At 52.1% G+C, this 15,649-nt stretch carries 16 protein-coding genes; 13 read left to right on the top strand and 3 right to left on the bottom strand.

The features are described from left to right. Positions 1-78 precede the first annotated feature (78 nt). Positions 79-789, bottom strand: a complete 711-nt coding sequence (locus AB1I67_RS17430) for a GTP pyrophosphokinase family protein (protein WP_367031249.1) — start codon at positions 787-789, stop codon at positions 79-81. Positions 790-980: 191 nt separating this feature from the next. Here AB1I67_RS17430 and AB1I67_RS17425 point away from each other — a divergent pair, with 191 nt between their 5' ends. Then, the gene (locus AB1I67_RS17425) at positions 981-1,817 is read left to right on the top strand and encodes an Mrp/NBP35 family ATP-binding protein (RefSeq protein ID WP_367031247.1); all 837 of its coding nucleotides are present in this window, start codon (positions 981-983) and stop codon (positions 1,815-1,817) included. 44 nt (positions 1,818-1,861) lie between these two features. Here the strand turns inward: AB1I67_RS17425 and AB1I67_RS17420 are convergent, their stop codons facing one another. Next, entirely contained in the window at positions 1,862-2,800 is a 939-nt protein-coding gene (locus tag AB1I67_RS17420; RefSeq protein ID WP_367031246.1) for a GNAT family N-acetyltransferase, read from the bottom strand. 173 nt (positions 2,801-2,973) lie between these two features. On the opposite strand from AB1I67_RS17420, the gene AB1I67_RS17415 reads away from it, so the two are divergent. From AB1I67_RS17415 to AB1I67_RS17370, 10 genes are all read left to right on the top strand, one after another. Beyond that, positions 2,974-3,378: a CidA/LrgA family protein gene (locus tag AB1I67_RS17415; RefSeq protein ID WP_367031245.1), complete on the top strand. Its 405-nt coding sequence runs from the start codon at positions 2,974-2,976 to the stop codon at positions 3,376-3,378. Next, positions 3,375-4,064, top strand: coding sequence for an LrgB family protein (locus AB1I67_RS17410; protein WP_367031243.1), 690 nt, complete (start codon positions 3,375-3,377; stop codon positions 4,062-4,064). The genes AB1I67_RS17415 and AB1I67_RS17410 overlap by 4 nt, the downstream gene beginning before the upstream one ends. 277 nt (positions 4,065-4,341) lie before the next feature. After that, the gene (gene pyrF / locus AB1I67_RS17405; RefSeq protein WP_367031242.1) at positions 4,342-5,259 is read left to right on the top strand and encodes an orotidine-5'-phosphate decarboxylase; all 918 of its coding nucleotides are present in this window, start codon (positions 4,342-4,344) and stop codon (positions 5,257-5,259) included. A gap of 12 nt (positions 5,260-5,271) precedes the next feature. Next, positions 5,272-6,036 carry a dihydroorotate dehydrogenase electron transfer subunit gene (locus AB1I67_RS17400; RefSeq protein WP_367031240.1) on the top strand — a complete coding sequence of 255 codons (765 nt, stop codon included), beginning with the start codon at positions 5,272-5,274 and terminating at the stop codon, positions 6,034-6,036. After that, a complete protein-coding gene (locus AB1I67_RS17395; RefSeq protein WP_367032636.1) occupies positions 6,036-6,938 on the top strand; it encodes a dihydroorotate dehydrogenase in 903 nt (300 codons plus the stop codon). Before AB1I67_RS17400 ends, AB1I67_RS17395 begins: the two co-directional genes overlap by 1 nt. Positions 6,939-6,991: 53 nt before the next feature. Next, positions 6,992-7,666, top strand: coding sequence for an orotate phosphoribosyltransferase (gene pyrE / locus AB1I67_RS17390; RefSeq protein ID WP_367031238.1), 675 nt, complete (start codon positions 6,992-6,994; stop codon positions 7,664-7,666). A gap of 11 nt (positions 7,667-7,677) precedes the next feature. Next, positions 7,678-7,827 carry a hypothetical protein gene (locus AB1I67_RS17385; protein WP_367031237.1) on the top strand — a complete coding sequence of 50 codons (150 nt, stop codon included), beginning with the start codon at positions 7,678-7,680 and terminating at the stop codon, positions 7,825-7,827. Between the two features lie 104 nt (positions 7,828-7,931). Next, positions 7,932-8,402: a VanZ family protein gene (locus AB1I67_RS17380; protein ID WP_367031236.1), complete on the top strand. Its 471-nt coding sequence runs from the start codon at positions 7,932-7,934 to the stop codon at positions 8,400-8,402. Next, on the top strand, positions 8,389-8,712 hold the full coding sequence (locus AB1I67_RS17375) for a hypothetical protein (RefSeq protein WP_367031235.1): 324 nt from the start codon (positions 8,389-8,391) through the stop codon (positions 8,710-8,712). Before AB1I67_RS17380 ends, AB1I67_RS17375 begins: the two co-directional genes overlap by 14 nt. Before the next feature lie 50 nt (positions 8,713-8,762). Next, positions 8,763-10,844, top strand: a complete 2,082-nt coding sequence (locus tag AB1I67_RS17370) for an aminopeptidase (RefSeq protein ID WP_367031233.1) — start codon at positions 8,763-8,765, stop codon at positions 10,842-10,844. Here the strand turns inward: AB1I67_RS17370 and AB1I67_RS17365 are convergent. Next, on the bottom strand, positions 10,841-11,395 hold the full coding sequence (locus AB1I67_RS17365) for a cupin domain-containing protein (RefSeq protein ID WP_367031232.1): 555 nt from the start codon (positions 11,393-11,395) through the stop codon (positions 10,841-10,843). The genes AB1I67_RS17370 and AB1I67_RS17365 overlap by 4 nt on opposite strands. 678 nt (positions 11,396-12,073) lie before the next feature. Between AB1I67_RS17365 and AB1I67_RS17360 the strand changes: the two genes are divergently transcribed. Then, on the top strand, positions 12,074-13,399 hold the full coding sequence (locus tag AB1I67_RS17360; RefSeq protein ID WP_367031230.1) for a hypothetical protein: 1,326 nt from the start codon (positions 12,074-12,076) through the stop codon (positions 13,397-13,399). A 652-nt stretch (positions 13,400-14,051) separates the two neighbouring features. After that, positions 14,052-15,644 carry a D-aminoacylase gene (locus AB1I67_RS17355; protein WP_367031229.1) on the top strand — a complete coding sequence of 531 codons (1,593 nt, stop codon included), beginning with the start codon at positions 14,052-14,054 and terminating at the stop codon, positions 15,642-15,644. The last annotated feature ends 5 nt before the right edge of the window (positions 15,645-15,649 follow it).

The following is a 15,649-nucleotide window of genomic DNA, read 5'->3' as shown; positions in this document are numbered from 1 at the left end:
GGATCGCGGTTCTGGCCTTTGTGCAATCGGCGTTTGTTTGATCTGTATCAGGTTTACAAACGGCTTCCCGGGAGCAGTTTACTTTGCAACGGTGCCGCCCTGAGATTCAATATTCTTGCGGATCTGTAACATCCGCTGGTCCGTCTCTGCGATCACCTCTGCGCACTGGCGCAGCTCTTCGCTGATGAGATCGGCGGCGTCGCCCATGTCTTTTTTGTACTTGAGCTGATGATCCAGACTGGCCCAGAAGTCCATGGCGATGGTGCGGATCTGGACCTCCACCCGCATGTTCTTTTTCTCTTCAGAAAAAAAGACCGGAACCTCAATGATCAGATGATAGCTTCGGTAGCCGTTTGGCTTGGGGTGTTTGATATAATCCTTGATAGCGACCACGGTGATGTCGTCCTGACTGACCAGCATATTGGCGACCGCATAGATATCATCCACAAAAGAGCAGATGACCCGGATACCGGCCACATCGTCCAGATTATCCACCATGGATTCAAGGGATACCGGAAGACCGCGGCGGGTCAACTTCTCCACAATGCTGATCGGTTTTTTCACCCGGGACTTGATCATCTCAATGGGGTTTCGCTGGTTCCGGACGGAAAGCTCGTCGTTTAACACCTCCAGCTTGGTCTTCACCTCGCGGATCGCGCAGGTATACATCATCATGGCGGTCTGGAATTCCCGTGCCTGGCTGACTAAGGCTTCTGGAACAGGTACCAAATTTGGTACGTTGACTGCAGACTGTACTAATTCACTGTTGGGATTTATGTTTATATTCATTGGTACACCTCTTACAATATTCTAATATCATTATAACAGATTTTCATGTCCAGACAAGGCGCAATTCCTTAAATTTTCAGAAACAATTGTTTGACTTTTGGGCTTTATCTTTTTTTGAAACTGTGGTATCCTTTTTCTTAGGGCTGTCCGGCAGAATCTTTGGGGCAGCGAAAGAATTGGAGGTATTTCAAATGAGCGAAAGTTGTACACATAATTGCAGCTCCTGCGGTGAAAGCTGCAGCAGCCGTACTCAGGAGCAGACCAGCTTTTTAGAGCCGTTAAACCCGCAGAGCAATGTTAAAAAGGTCATAGGCGTTGTCAGCGGCAAGGGCGGCGTAGGCAAGTCCCTGGTGACTGCACTTATGGCAGTCAAGATGAACAGTAAAGGAAAACATACGGCGATCCTGGACGCCGATATCACGGGGCCGTCGATCCCGAAGGCGTTTGGCCTGGGCACGGACGGCGTCAGCATGACTCCCGACGGGCTTATGGTACCGGCCACTACGGCGACCGGGATTGAGATCATGTCAGCCAACCTGCTTTTGGACCGGGACACAGACCCGGTGATCTGGAGAGGCCCTGTCATTGCAGGCGCAGTCAAGCAGTTCTGGCAGGAAGCATTGTGGAATGACGTGGATTATATGTTTGTGGACATGCCTCCGGGAACCGGCGACGTTCCGCTGACCGTATTCCAGTCCCTTCCGGTCAACGGGATCATCATTGTGACCTCCCCGCAGGAGCTGGTTTCCATGATCGTGGCGAAGGCGGTCAACATGGCGAAGAAGATGAACATCCCGATCATTGGCCTGGTGGAGAATATGAGCTACCTGGAGTGCCCGGACTGCGGCAGGAAGATAGCAGTATTTGGAGAAAGCCATATCGATGAGATCGCGAAAGAGTTCGATCTTCCGGTGCTGGCGAAGCTTCCGATCGATCCGAAGATCGCAGAGCATGTTGACAACGGCAGCATCGAGTATCTGGATGAGAGCTGGATGGACGAAGCGGCAGAGAAGGTGCTGGCGCTGTAAGCACGGCGATCCTTCGGCAGCGCCCGGACCAGGCGCCGGGCGGTTTAATAGAGATATAAGGACAGGGTTTCGGTGATGCGGAACCCTGTCTTTTTGTAGAGGGCAAGCGCCGCTTTGTTGCTGCCGGAGACCTGGAGGATCACGCGGCGGAACCCTTCTTTACAGAGCAGGGGAAGCAGGCAGCGGATCAGTGCATATCCAAAGCCCTGCCCTCTGTACTGGGGCAGGATCTCCACATGATGGAGGCAGACGCAGGCATCAGATACCATAAAGGTCCGGCAGGAGCCGAGAAGGACCGCGCTGCCGTCGTCAGCCATATGGATGAGCTCCCAGACGGTGTCGGCGGAACCGTCCAGATCAGGGTCAGGACAGGCTTTGCGCAGGAGACAGGGAGGTGCAGCTGCCAGGATCATATCCCCGCACCTCCCTTCCGTAAGCTCCAGCTCCATCTGGTATTCCTCAGAAGCCAGTTCGGCATCCAGGGCCTGCAAAGCAGCGGCAGTATCCGGGCAGTGGCCGGACACCGTAAACAGGATATCGCAGTCTCCGCCGCAATCCATCGCCTCCGCCGTATCTGCCGTATCTGCCGTATCCAGCCTATCCGTCATATCCACCGTATCTGTCGTATCCAACCTGTCCACAGCACATCCCAGCAGCCGGGAAAACAGTCCCTGCCGCCTAAAATCCGGGTGGGTGAATGCAGAACACTCCACAAGGGAATCCTGGTAATAAACAAGAGCCAGGGCGCTTTTAAGCACCCCGTCCCGGCCATAGTACAGCCAGTGGCGGGGACCGGAAAAGTGCATTGTCCCGCCGCTGTTTTCCTCACTCTTGTCCTCCTCAGATTCTCCGTCTGCCGGATAGGAAAGCCGGATGTTGTCGTGACGGCAGCATAGCTCCACCAACAGCCGGATATCCTGCCGCTGTTTTTCGGAGAGGTTCTGTGTTTCCACAATGGAAATATTGTCGTAGTCATTCTGCATGGGTGCGGTCCTTTCTGCGCAAAGCTGTAAGAAAATGAACATCACCGGAGGATTTTCCCATACCGGGCGCTGTCTGGAAACAAGTATACCGAAAAAACATAAAGAATACAAGAAACAGGATTGTTATTTCAAAAAGGCAGTGGTAGAATACCAGACTAAAGGAGTGTGCGATTATGAAATACGTGAGAGAATGTGTGATTATCTTTGGGATCACTCTGGCGGGGGAGCTTTTAAACCTGCTTCTGCCCCTGCCGGTCCCGGCCGGGGTGTATGGTCTGTTTTTGCTGTTGCTGCTTCTGTGCAGCGGCATCCTGAAGCTGGCGGATATTGAGGCCACGGGAAATTTCCTTCTGGATATCATGCCGATCCTGTTCATCCCGGCGTCCGCAGGGCTGATCGAGAGCTACGATGCCATCAAGGTGATCCTGGTGCCGATCGTGGTCATCAGCATTTTGTCCACCATCGCAGTCATGGTGGTAACCGGCAAAGTCACAGAGGCGATGCTCCGCCTCACCAGAAAGAAAAGCAGGCCACAGGGCCAGGAAGAAGACCAGACAGAAGGAGGACACAGGTCATGAGCATATTACAGGAATCCCTATATTTCGGATTTGTACTCAGCCTTCTCGCCTATCTGATCGGTGTGCGGCTCAAGAAAAAGCTGGGCTGGGCGATCCTGAACCCTTTGCTGGTCGCCGTGGTCCTGGTGATCGCCTGCCTCGTCATATTCAAGATTGATTACCAGACCTACAATTACAGCGCCAAATACATCAGTTATCTGCTGACCCCGTCCACGGTCTGCCTTGCCATACCACTGTACAAGCAGTTGGAGCTGCTGAAGAAGAATTTTGTGGCGGTCGCCGTTGCGATCCTGTCCGGAGTAGCCGCCAGCGCCGCCAGCATCTTCGCGATGTGTCTCTTCTTCCGCCTGGAGCATATCCATTACGTGACCATGCTGCCCAAGTCCATCACCACAGCCATCGCCATGGGAGTCAGCGAGGAGGCAGGCGGGATCGTGACGATCACCGTAGTCTGCATCATGATCACCGGAATCTTCGGCAACATTGCCGCAGAGACCATATTTAAGCTCGCCCGCATCCGCGAGCCGATCGCCCGCGGCCTGGCCCTCGGCACCTCCGCCCACGCCATCGGAACAGCCAAAGCCCTGGAGCTGGGCGAAGTAGAAGGAGCCATGAGCAGCCTCTCAATCGCAGTAGCCGGCCTCCTGACCGTAATCATCGTCCCCCTGGTCTCCGGCCTAATTTAAATAAGCTTTTGTCCCTGGCCAGGAGTTACCGTAGCCGTTTCCGCATTTTGCGGCGGCGGACCGGCGGCAGACCTGATGGGTTTTTGCGACTTTGCAGGCCAACAGCTTCTTATGGCCGAAACCGGAACAAAAACCCATCAGGTCTGCCGCCGGTCCGCCGCCGCAAAATGCGGAAACTCAAGTCCTTTCTGCTTGAAAGCGCCCTATGGATATGATAAAATAGGTAAGACTATAGGAAAATCAGTAAAATAATTCCATATACATGAAGGAGGATATCATGATTCATCAGTTGATTGAGAAGATTCAGAAGACGAAAGCGCCGGTCTGCGTAGGGCTTGACCCAATGCTCGGCTATATTCCGGAGCATATCTTAAAAAAGTCGTTCCAGGAGTTTGGCGAGACGTTAGAAGGCGCTGCCGATGCGATCTGGAATTTTAATAAGGAGATCGTGGATCATACCTTTGATCTGATTCCTTCTGTGAAGCCGCAGATCGCCATGTATGAGCAGTTCGGCATCGAGGGCCTGAAGGCCTATGAGAAGACAGTGCGCTACTGTCAGGAGAAGGGACTCTTAGTCATCGGCGACGCCAAGCGCGGCGATATCGGTTCCACCTCCGCGGCCTATGCCACCGCCCATCTGGGCAAAGTCAAAGTGGGAAGCGCTGTCTGCACCGCGTTCAATACGGATTTCCTGACTGTAAACCCGTATCTGGGAACCGACGGGGTAAAACCGTTTGTAGATGTGTGTAAGTCTGATGATAAGGGCTTGTTTGTCCTTGTGAAGACCTCCAATCCGTCCAGCGGGGAATTCCAGGACCAGCTGGTGGACGGCAGGCCGGTATATGAGCTGGTTGCTGAAAAGGTAGTGGAGTGGGGCGCGGACTGCATGGACGGCGCATACAGCAACGTGGGCGCAGTGGTGGGAGCCACCTACCCGGAGATGAGTGCGATCTTAAGAAAGCTGATGCCGAGAACCTACTTCCTGGTGCCAGGCTACGGCGCGCAGGGCGGCACGGCGAAGGATTTAAAGGCGTGCTTTAATGAGGATGGGCTTGGGGCGGTGGTCAATTCTTCCCGCGGCATCATCGCAGCTTATAAGCAGGAGAAATATGCCAAATTTGGCCCGGAGCATTTTGCAGAGGCGTCCAGACAGGCAGTGATGGATATGGTTGCTGATATTAACAGCGTACTGTGATCAGGAGGACTCATGGAGAAGACAAAACTGACAGCGAAGGTGGTCAGCCAGGAAAAACTGACCGATGATATATTCAGCATGTGGATCCAGGCGGAGGAGATCGCCGCGGCAGCGAAGCCGGGGCAGTTTATCTCAGTCTACACAAAGGACGCTTCCAAACTGCTCCCGCGTCCCATCAGCCTCTGTGAGGTGGACCGGGCAGAGGGCAGGCTGCGGATCGTGTACCGCGTGGTGGGCGCCGGGACGGACGAGTTTTCCGGGTATCAGGCAGGAGATGATATCACGGTGATGGGGCCTCTGGGCAACGGATTCACGCTGAAGGACAAAAAGGCGTTCCTGATCGGAGGCGGGATCGGGATTCCGCCGATGCTGGAGCTTGCAAAGTCTTTGAACTGTGAAAAGCAGATGGTGCTGGGCTACCGGGACGTTCTGTTTTTGAATGAGGAATTTGAGCCGTACGGCTCCGTCTATGTGGCGACCGAGGACGGAAGCGCCGGGACAAAGGGCAATGTGATCGATGCCATCCGGGCGAACGGGCTCCAGGCGGATGTGATCTATGCCTGCGGCCCCACTCCGATGCTGCGGGCGCTGAAGGCTTACGCTAAGGAGCAGGGGATTGAGTGCTGGCTATCCCTGGAGGAGAAGATGGCCTGCGGGATCGGGGCATGCCTGGCCTGCGTATGCCAGTCCAAAGAAGTGGACGACCATTCCCACGTGCACAACAAGCGGATCTGCAAGGATGGCCCGGTATTCCTGGCACAGGAGGTGGAGCTGTGATAAATACAAAAGTAAATCTGGCAGGTGTGGAGCTTAAAAATCCGGTGATGACTGCTTCCGGTACCTTTGGAAGCGGCGCAGAGTACAGTGAGTTTGTAGATTTAAACCGTCTGGGCGCGGTGGTGACAAAGGGCGTCGCCAATGTGCCGTGGCCGGGCAACCCGACGCCCCGCATTGCGGAGGTCTACGGCGGGATGTTAAACGCGATCGGCCTGCAGAACCCTGGGATCGATGTATTTGTAAAGAGGGATATCCCGTTTTTAAAACAGTATGATACGAAGATCATCGTCAATGTCTGCGGCAGGACCACGGAGGACTATATCGAGGTGGTGGAGCGCCTGGGGGATGAGCCGGTGGATCTTTTAGAGATCAATATCTCCTGCCCCAATGTGAAGGAGGGCGGCATTGCCTTCGGACAGGACCCGAAAGCGGTGGAGGCCATCACCAGAGAGGTAAAAAAGCACGCGAAGCAGCCGGTCATCATGAAGCTGAGTCCCAACGTGACGGATATCACAGTCATGGCAAAAGCGGCGGAGGCGGGAGGCGCGGACGTGCTCTCCCTGATCAATACCCTGACCGGTATGAAGATCGATATCAACCGCAGGGCCTTTGCGATCGCCAACAAGACGGGCGGCATGTCCGGCCCGGCAGTGAAGCCGGTGGCGGTGCGCATGGTGTATCAGGTGGCAAATGCGGTGAGCCTTCCGGTGATCGGCATGGGCGGGATCGCTACAGCTGAGGATGCGCTGGAGTTTATGATGGCAGGTGCGACCGCGGTTTCCGTAGGTACGGCTAATTTCTACAATCCCTATGCTACGGTGGAGATTGTGGAAGGGATGGAAGCATTTATGGAGAAACAGGGCGTGGCGGATATCAAAGACCTGATCGGCTGCGTGAAATAAGAGGCTGTGCAGGGCGTCGCCATGCGCGGGATAGAAGATAAAAGGAGAAGACCATGGAAGATTACAAGAAAGAATTTATAGAGTTTATGATCGACTGCGAGGTGCTGAAATTCGGTGATTTCGTGACCAAGAGCGGAAGGAAGACCCCGTTTTTTGTGAACACCGGTTTTTACCGCACCGGCACCCAGCTGCGCCGCCTGGGCGAGTATTATGCCCGTGCGATCCAGAATGCGTTTGGCCTGGATTTTGATGTGCTGTTCGGGCCGGCTTATAAGGGAATCCCGCTGACCGTGGCAACCACCATGGCGATCAGCGAATTTTATGATGCGGATATCAAGTACTGCTCCAACCGGAAAGAAGTCAAGGACCACGGCGATAAAGGCATTCTTCTCGGCAGCCCGATCGCTGATCAGGACAAGGTTGTGATCATTGAGGACGTGACGACCGCAGGGACCTCCATCGAGGAGACTCTGCCGATCCTCCGCGCCCAGGGCGACGTAGATGTGCTGGGGCTGGTGGTTTCCGTGGACCGGATGGAGCGCGGCCAGGGAACCAGGTCAGCACTTAAAGAGATTGAAGAGAAGTATGGTTTTAAGACCACGGCGATCGTTACCATGGCGGATGTGGTGGAACATCTCTACAACAGGCCTTACAGGGGAAAGATTGTCATTGATGATGCGTTAAAGGCAGCGATCGATGCATATTATGAACAGTATGGCGCAGAGTAAGGAGAAGGCATATGGAAAAGGTTTATAAGACCATGCAGCGCACAGGGGCGTGCAGCATTGCAGTCGGGATCATCGTTCTGGTGACCGGACTCACTGTCGGGATTGTGTCCATTGTCTGCGGCGGGCTGCTGTTAAAACGCAAGGGTGACATTACATTTTAGTAGTCAGAAAAGGGCAGTTTCTGCTCCGCAGAGGGGCGGGGACTGCCATCTTGGTTCACAGGGACAGAGGCCAATTATAATCATTGTGAATAAATGAGGAAGTTATGATAAAAAATACAACCAGGAACCAGAAAGCGGGCTGGGTGCTGTTCATTGCATATCTGGCGCTTTTGGTTTATTTCATGTTTTTTGCCGAGTCCTTTGGGAGAGATCCTCAGCAGCGGGACTATGCATACAATCTGGAGCTGTTTAAAGAGATCAAACGGTTCTATCACTATAGACATCAGTTGGGAATGGAGGCATTCCTTTTAAATATTGTGGGCAACGTGGTGGGCTTTCTGCCCTGCGGTTTTTTTCTCCCGATCGTAAGCCGAAGGGGGCGCAAGTGGTACAATGCCATTCTTTTGAGCTTTGGCCTGAGTCTGTGCATCGAGACGACCCAGCTTATTTTTAAAGTAGGGAGCTTTGATGTAGATGATCTGCTGCTCAATACGCTGGGAGGAGCGCTGGGGTATGTGGTATACCGCATCGTCCAGAGGCTCCGCATAAGGAGGAGACAACGTGCGCAGAGATAAACAGAAGATATCTTATATCCGGAAGCCATTTGCGAGAAAAAGCTTCGTGGCCCTGCCCTTTGCGGCGGCAGCGCTGGCGTGCTGCGTTGTCAGCCTTGCGCTCAGTGTCCGTCTGCAGGGCAACGGCGGACTCAATGTGGCTGCCTGGGGAGTGAGCAGTATGGTTTTTTCTGTGGTGGCCCTGGTATATGGGCTGCTCTCCTTTTTAGAAAAGGAGATGAATTATATTTTGGCGAGGATTGCTGTTGGGACCGGCGCGGTCCTGGTGATCTTCTGGTTCTGCCTGACGATCGTAGGAGTGTTCGGGTAGGTTTCAATGTTTGGCGGCGCAGTCTGCCGGTGCAGGAAAGGGATGGCTGAATGAAATATCAGGAATTATGGAATGAGGAAAACACCCGGATCATGGAGCGGTACGACCTGGCAATGGAGCGGATCGCCCAGATTCCGGATGAAGAGCAGGTGGAGGAGCCGTTTCGCAGTTATTTCGTGGAGATGGCCCGTTTTGTCGGGCAGATCGAGGACCTGGCAAGGCGGCAGCTACGGGAGGACTTGGAAGGGCTATCGCTCAAGGAGCTTGAGCGTCTGAACCGGGAGCTGTATGGGGATATCCTGCCGGAACACTATGAGACCAGCTATGGGAATCCGGACTATGCGGCGGCTCAGCTGGGGGAGGAGTATGGAAAGCTTCTGTGTTCCTTTTATGCACAGCTTCGGGAAGCCATTGTCTTTGCATACGAGTGCAGGCTGACGGATATCACGATCCTCTGTGAGACCCTGATCGAGATCTACAATGCGTTTGAGGACGGGACTCCGGAGGCAAAGTCCGTGAAGGACATTCTGTACTGGTTCCACAGCGATTACACGGATGTGACGCTGACTTACCGGATCCGGGAACAGCTGGACCCGTCTTTGACCTTTGCGAAGGATATCATTATGGAGAGCGATCTGTCGGACTTGAGGTATCTGTACCGGTTTGGAGAGTATATTTCGGATGCGGAGCTGCGGATCGCGGGCTTTATGAATACACTGCCGGAGGAGACCATTGAAAAGATGGCGTCCACCTATACAGAAGGGTACCGGAAAGGTTTTGAGGTCATGGGCCGTGACCTGTCGAAGAAAAAAACGGTGGGGATCCGGTATGAGCTGGGGTTTGAGCGGATGATCCGTGCCGCGGTCCACCAGTTTGAGGCGATGGGGCTGGAGGTCATTTTGTACCGGGCGGCGTCCTGGTCGGTGACAAAGAGCCCCAACCGGAGGATCGGTTATCACAGCGCTTCTCCTAACCGCCAGTACGATTATGACCACCGATATGACCAGGCAGTCTACTTTGACAAGGCATTTAAGGAGAGGAAGCTGGCGGTGCTCAAGACGGCCTATGAGACATACCGGAAAGAAGCGTCCTGGTATGCGGGGCCTGCTGTGGTGGAGACCTTTGGCGAGGATGGGTTTGACCCGGTGAATAAGTCTGCGGCATGTTCCCTGAGTGAAAAACAGGAGGCGCTGACGATCGCTTATGCCAATGAATCCATGCCGGTCACCAACCAGTATATTCCGGGGGAGGAGACCAGCTTTACGATCATTGCATTCCCGGTTCCGGCTATCGGAGAGGATTTTGAGGAGATCTTTGCGGAGACGATCCGGATCAATACGCTGGATTATGAGATGTACAAGGAGATCCAGCAGCATATCATCGAGGTGCTGGACCAGGCAGCCTATGTGCATGTGACCGGGCGCGGCGGCAATCAGACGGATATCCGGGTATCGCTTCATGAACTCTCTGATATTGCAAAAGAGACGAATTTTGAAAACTGCGTGGCGGATGTGAATATACCGGTGGGAGAGGTATTTACCTCCCCGGTACTGGCGGGAACCACAGGCATCCTGCATGTAGGAAAGGTTTATCTGGGGAATATCCAGTTTAGAGATTTAAAGATCCGGTTTGAGGACGGCATGGTGAAGGAATATTCCTGCGGCAACTTTGATGACCCGCAGGAGGGAGAGAAGCTGATCCGCCAGGAGATATTAAAAAACCACGACAGCCTGCCCCTGGGCGAGTTTGCCATCGGGACCAATACCACGGCATATGCCGTGGCGGAACGGTTCGGGATCGTGGAGAAACTCCCGATTCTGATCGTAGAAAAGATGGGGCCTCATTTTGCGGTGGGAGATACCTGTTACAGCTGGAGCGAGGATTCCCCCATGTTCAATCCGGACGGCAGGGAAGTGATCGCCCGGGATAATGAGATCTCCATTTTGCGGAAGGAGGATGTGTCAAAGGCGTATTTTGGCTGTCATCTGGATATCACGATCCCCTATTCGGAGCTTGGAGATATCACCGCAGTGTGCCCGGATGGACGGGAGCTTGCCGTGATACGCGGCGGACGGTTTGCGGCGGAGGGGACGGAAGGCCTGAACAGGGCGCTGGATGGCCTGCCTCTCTAAAATGACGGCGGGGTGATGGCGAAGATCACCTGCACCGGCGCATTGGTATGATTGTGCCAGATGTGCTGTGCCTGCGGGGGGATCCGCACGCTGTCGCCCTGCCGGAGCGTAAAACGGCGGGTATCGATCTCCAGTTCTACCGTCTCCCCGGAATAGAGAAAAGCAACCTCCTCGCCCACATGGCTTTGGGCGTGGGAGCTGGAGCTTGAGGCAGCCGGGATCACCATCATACAGAATTCGATGCTGCCCCGGGTGTCCGGCGTCAGCAGCTCATAGAGGACGTCAGGCTCGTCCTTCCGGCCGATGGTCTTTCTGAGGTTCGGTGTGACGACCGGCTGGTCCTCGGACTCTTCCCTGAAAAAGTGATAGAGGGGGGCTTCGAGAGCATCTGCCAATGCCCTCAGTGTATTGATCGACGGATTGACCTGCTCGTTCTCGATCTGGCTGAGCATGGAGGGGGTAATGCCGGCGATGGAGGAAAGCTTGCGGATGGACAGGGCTTTCCTGGTCCGCAGTTCCTGTATTTTCTTTCCGATGTTCAAATCTTCCAAAATGGTTCTCCTTTCGGTCTGCAGGTATATCTTCACACTAAGCTCGTGAAATACCTCGCTAAGTGTTCATATTACACCATGGTCACTAAATTCGATCTTCGCCTATGGCTCGATCTCATTAAGTGTCCAGGTATATCTTCACACTAAGCTCGTGAAATACCTCGCTAAGTGTTCATATTATATCATATCGCAGCCGATGGCTGCAATCAAACTTTAAATCACCAAAATAAGAATCATCCCATCCGTAGATGCTTGTGCTATAATGCACTTATGCGGTATCTGCGTACCGATCAATTGGGAACTACATTCCCCTGTTAGCATTCATACAGATTTTTCTGCTTATGCCAACCAGGTTACTTCTAATATTGTTTCTTACGTAGAGGATATGGCTCTGTCCCTGAACCGGCCCCTTATTGATCTGACTTCTTCCAAACTTCCTGTTCCGTAATGGCGGCAAAAGCCACCGTAATTAATTATAGGAAATCGTTCCGGATGTGCTTGTTTTCACACTATTATAACGATTCTTTCACATATCGTCAGCACCCGATATGTTAGTATTAAGTGATTTAAAAAGAGGCAGGGAGTATTTTGTAAAAAAGGGGGATGGCGGAGCTGATAAATGGTAGTTACAGCGGCAGGTGTGCGGTATGATAAAAGAAAAAATAGTGGAGGTAGCATATGTTTCGAAAGTTTAAACGGTTAATGACCTCGGCATTGGCGATAGTCATGGTGATGACGGTTTTCAGCCCTGTGCCAGTTAAGGCAGAAGAAATAGAATATAAAACGATAACCGGTTTAATCACTCTTTCTGGCGGCAGCGGCAGAGTGGAGGATGTAAGAATATCGGTCAAGTACGGTGCCAATGTGGAGTCTGATATAGAATGGGTAGGCAGTCCGGATGCAACTGGCCGTTATTCAATACCAACAGATGTCCATAAATCCACTCTTGCCGTCCTCAATGTGCGCGCTGAATTGCCGGGCTATGTTTCCAGCGGCAAGAGCCTTTTCCTGGATGAAGACACTGCGGATTTGATTTTGGTAGCGGAAGGTGCTCAAAATGTTTTTAATGTCAGTGGTATGATTAAAATGAATGGTACTACGCTGCCTGCGGGTTTAAACCCCATTGTCAATTTTAATGTGACCAATTTAGGACAGCAAAAAGATCTTTCGACATCCAGAGGCTATTATACCTGTACCGCTCCCGCTGGCTGTGATGTTGTCATTACACCAAGGCTCGATGGGTATACCTTTACACCGGAATCAGCCAGAATTGATAAGATAGGCAGAAATGAAAACAGCATCGGTTTTGTGATGACCAAGAACGAGGAGGTTCCGCCGGAGACAACGGCTCCACCTGAGACCGAGGCTCCGCCTGAGACCGAGACTCCACCTGAGACCGAGACTCCACCTGAGACCGAGACTCCACCTGAGACCGAGGCTCCGCCCGAAACCGAGGCCCCAAAAGATACAGTTAATCTGTATTTTATGACAGGATCTTCCCCTGCTGAGCCTGGAGAGGTTTTTGCTCAATATGAGGTACCAAAAAATTCCAGAAGGAATCAGACCACAGTTGCTAAGACGATTGGTTCAAGCAAACCGGAGAAAGAAGGATATACCTTCAGCCATTGGCAGGAGCAAAGCTTCAGCGATCATTCCAAGTTGGGAAACAAAATTGTCAGCGTTATCAGGGTTGATGAGACCGACCAGTATATCTATGCACAGTATAATAAGAATCCGGAGATGGTGAAGCTGTATTTTATGACAGGCTCCTCACCGGATGACCCTGGAGAGGTATTTGCAGAATTTGATGTTCCCATGCATTCCAGGGGCAACACGACAACTATTGCAAAAACCATCAAAAAGAAGACTCCCGTAAAAGAAGGCAGCGAGTTCAGCCATTGGAGAGAGGCGAAGCTGAGCGATCCGTCTGTGCTGGGCAATAAGGTTACAGGGGTCATATGGACCAATGACACAGATCAGTATATTTACGCACAGTATAAATAAGTTCTGCTGAATACTATTTGCAGTAAACTGCCTCCCCAGAGGAAACGTTCCTAGTCGAGTTGGTAAATCAAAAAATATGTTTGTTCTAGGGCTGTGAAAAAATAGAGTTGATTTAATTCCATTTTTCCACAGCCCTTCCATTTTTATAAACATGCAGGAGAACAGCCATTATGGCCAATAGAAACTAGAAATAACTCTAATCTTACCGGTTCCGAAGGTTCTTTCTGCTTGTATGGAGCTGTTCATTCGTAGCAGCGCTTCAAGGATGCTCTTCACTGGTTTGTCGAATATTTGTGTCCTTAGAATGCTTTGGTGTTTTATTTTCATGTTCTTCTAATACAATAATATAAAGTCCCCGATTAAGGAAATTAATTCAACTCTAAATCAATTCATAAAAAAACATCCCTTTAATATGTTAAATATATATTAACACTATATAAAAAAGATGCTATTTTCTAAACAAACATGACATTTAATACAGTAAAACATCAAAAAACGCACAAAATATGTTTGTTATTAATTAAAATAATTGACATATTGACGAACTGATGTTAATCTATACTTAACACTAGCTTCGAAGCTTGTAGTGATGCCGGACTGCAGAACGGCGAACCTGTTACACGCGGTATATACGATGGAGAGGAGTTATGCAATGTTAGAGGTGTTGATTAAAAATGCAAAGATTATTGATGGCAGCGGAGCGCCGTCTTTTATGGGGTGTGTAGGGATACAGGATGGCAGGATCGTGATGGCACAGGGGGATGAGGAGTCCAAAGAAGTGATCGATGCTGCGGGGCGCGTTGTCTGCCCAGGATTTATCGACGCACATTCTCACGGGGATATGAGGCTTGGTACGGAGGACGCGCATCTGTTTAAGACGACACAGGGGGTGACCACGGAGATCGTCGGTCAGTGTGGTCTGTCCATGGCTCCGGTTGCGCCTGAAAATCTTGTGGATATCCAGAACATGCTGTCTATGGGGACCACAAGTTTTCCGGAGGACATGGTGAACTGGACGAGCTTTAGCAGATATTTAGAGTATGCCGACACACAGCCGCTCACGGCCAATGTCAAGATGTATATCGGCCACAGCAGTTTGAGGATCGCGGTCATGGGCATGGCGAACCGCCCGGCTACGGACGAAGAGCTGGAAAAAATGAAAGAGATCTTAAGGGATGCGATGGAGGCCGGTGCGGCAGGGTTTTCCACGGGTTTGATCTATACGCCCAGCTGTTATGCAGAGGAGAAGGAGATCATTGAGCTGGCGAAGGTGATCGCGCCTTACAACGGAATCTATGCAAGCCATATGCGCAATGAATCCAACGAGATCGTGGAAGCGGTGAAGGAAACCATCAATGTGGGCAGGCAGGCGGGGGTCCGCGTGGATATCTCCCATCACAAGATGTTGGGCAAACCCAACTGGGGAAAACAAAAAGAGACGCTGCGCCTGATCCATGAGGCGCGGGAGGAGGGGATCCAAGTCATCTGCGACCAGTATCCTTACACCTGCAACATGACTACGCTGAATGCCTGTATGCCGCCGTGGTATTTTGAAAATGGATTCAGTTCCATGACGGACAAGCTGAGAGATCCGGAATTCCGCAGAAAGCTGAGAGCGGAGATGGAGGACCCGGAAACCCCGTATGACAATTACTACTTAAATGCCGGAGGCTGGGGCGGTGTGTACGTCTATTCTTCTCCCAGGACTCCGCTGGCGGAAGGGCGTTTCATCACAGAGTATGCGGCAGAGATTGGAAAGGACCCATGGGAGGCTTTCTTTGACCTGTGTGTAGAGAACAACTGTGAGACTGGAGGCGTATTCAGCAGTATGTGCGACGAAGACGTCTGTGAGATCATCCGCGACCCGTACTGCGTTGTGGGCAGCGACGGTCTGACCCGCAGCTGGAATGAGAAGGGCCATCCGCGCGCCAGCGGGACATTCCCTCATGCGATCACCTATTTTGTCCGGGAAAAGAAAATCCTGACGCTGGAGGAAGCCATCCACAAGATGACGGGGCTGACTGCCGAATATCTTCTGGTGAAGAATAAAGGCCTGATCCGGGACGGCTATGATGCGGACCTGGTGATCTTTGATTACGACCGGCTGCAGGATACAGCCACATACAGCAATTCCAACAGCATTACCGAGGGGATCGACTACGTGTATGTCAATGGACAGCTCGTCTATCATGATAAGCAGTTTACCGGCGTTATGTCCGGAAAGATGCTTCGCCACAAAGGATAACAGGG

The sequence above is a fragment of the Clostridium sp. AN503 genome, from assembly GCF_040719375.1.
GTDB lineage: Bacteria > Bacillota > Clostridia > Lachnospirales > Lachnospiraceae > Brotaphodocola.
Note: the sequence above shows the minus strand (reverse complement) of the source record. Positions and strands in the feature narration are given on the sequence as shown.

Bases quoted from the DNA above. Each gene is read 5' to 3' on its own strand.
- AB1I67_RS17420 (WP_367031246.1), bottom strand. From the start codon at position 2,800: ATGCAGAATGACTACGACAATATTTCCATTGTGGAAACACAGAACCTC.
- AB1I67_RS17385 (WP_367031237.1), top strand. From the start codon at position 7,678: ATGGAAAAGGTTTATAAGACCATGCAGCGCACAGGGGCGTGCAGCATT.
- AB1I67_RS17380 (WP_367031236.1), top strand. From the start codon at position 7,932: ATGATAAAAAATACAACCAGGAACCAGAAAGCGGGCTGGGTGCTGTTC.
- AB1I67_RS17400 (WP_367031240.1), top strand. From the start codon at position 5,272: ATGGAGAAGACAAAACTGACAGCGAAGGTGGTCAGCCAGGAAAAACTG.
- AB1I67_RS17415 (WP_367031245.1), top strand. From the start codon at position 2,974: ATGAAATACGTGAGAGAATGTGTGATTATCTTTGGGATCACTCTGGCG.
- pyrE (WP_367031238.1), top strand. From the start codon at position 6,992: ATGGAAGATTACAAGAAAGAATTTATAGAGTTTATGATCGACTGCGAG.
- AB1I67_RS17425 (WP_367031247.1), top strand. From the start codon at position 981: ATGAGCGAAAGTTGTACACATAATTGCAGCTCCTGCGGTGAAAGCTGC.
- AB1I67_RS17370 (WP_367031233.1), top strand. From the start codon at position 8,763: ATGAAATATCAGGAATTATGGAATGAGGAAAACACCCGGATCATGGAG.
- AB1I67_RS17360 (WP_367031230.1), top strand. From the start codon at position 12,074: ATGTTTCGAAAGTTTAAACGGTTAATGACCTCGGCATTGGCGATAGTC.
- AB1I67_RS17430 (WP_367031249.1), bottom strand. From the start codon at position 789: ATGAATATAAACATAAATCCCAACAGTGAATTAGTACAGTCTGCAGTC.
- AB1I67_RS17410 (WP_367031243.1), top strand. From the start codon at position 3,375: ATGAGCATATTACAGGAATCCCTATATTTCGGATTTGTACTCAGCCTT.
- AB1I67_RS17355 (WP_367031229.1), top strand. From the start codon at position 14,052: ATGTTAGAGGTGTTGATTAAAAATGCAAAGATTATTGATGGCAGCGGA.
- pyrF (WP_367031242.1), top strand. From the start codon at position 4,342: ATGATTCATCAGTTGATTGAGAAGATTCAGAAGACGAAAGCGCCGGTC.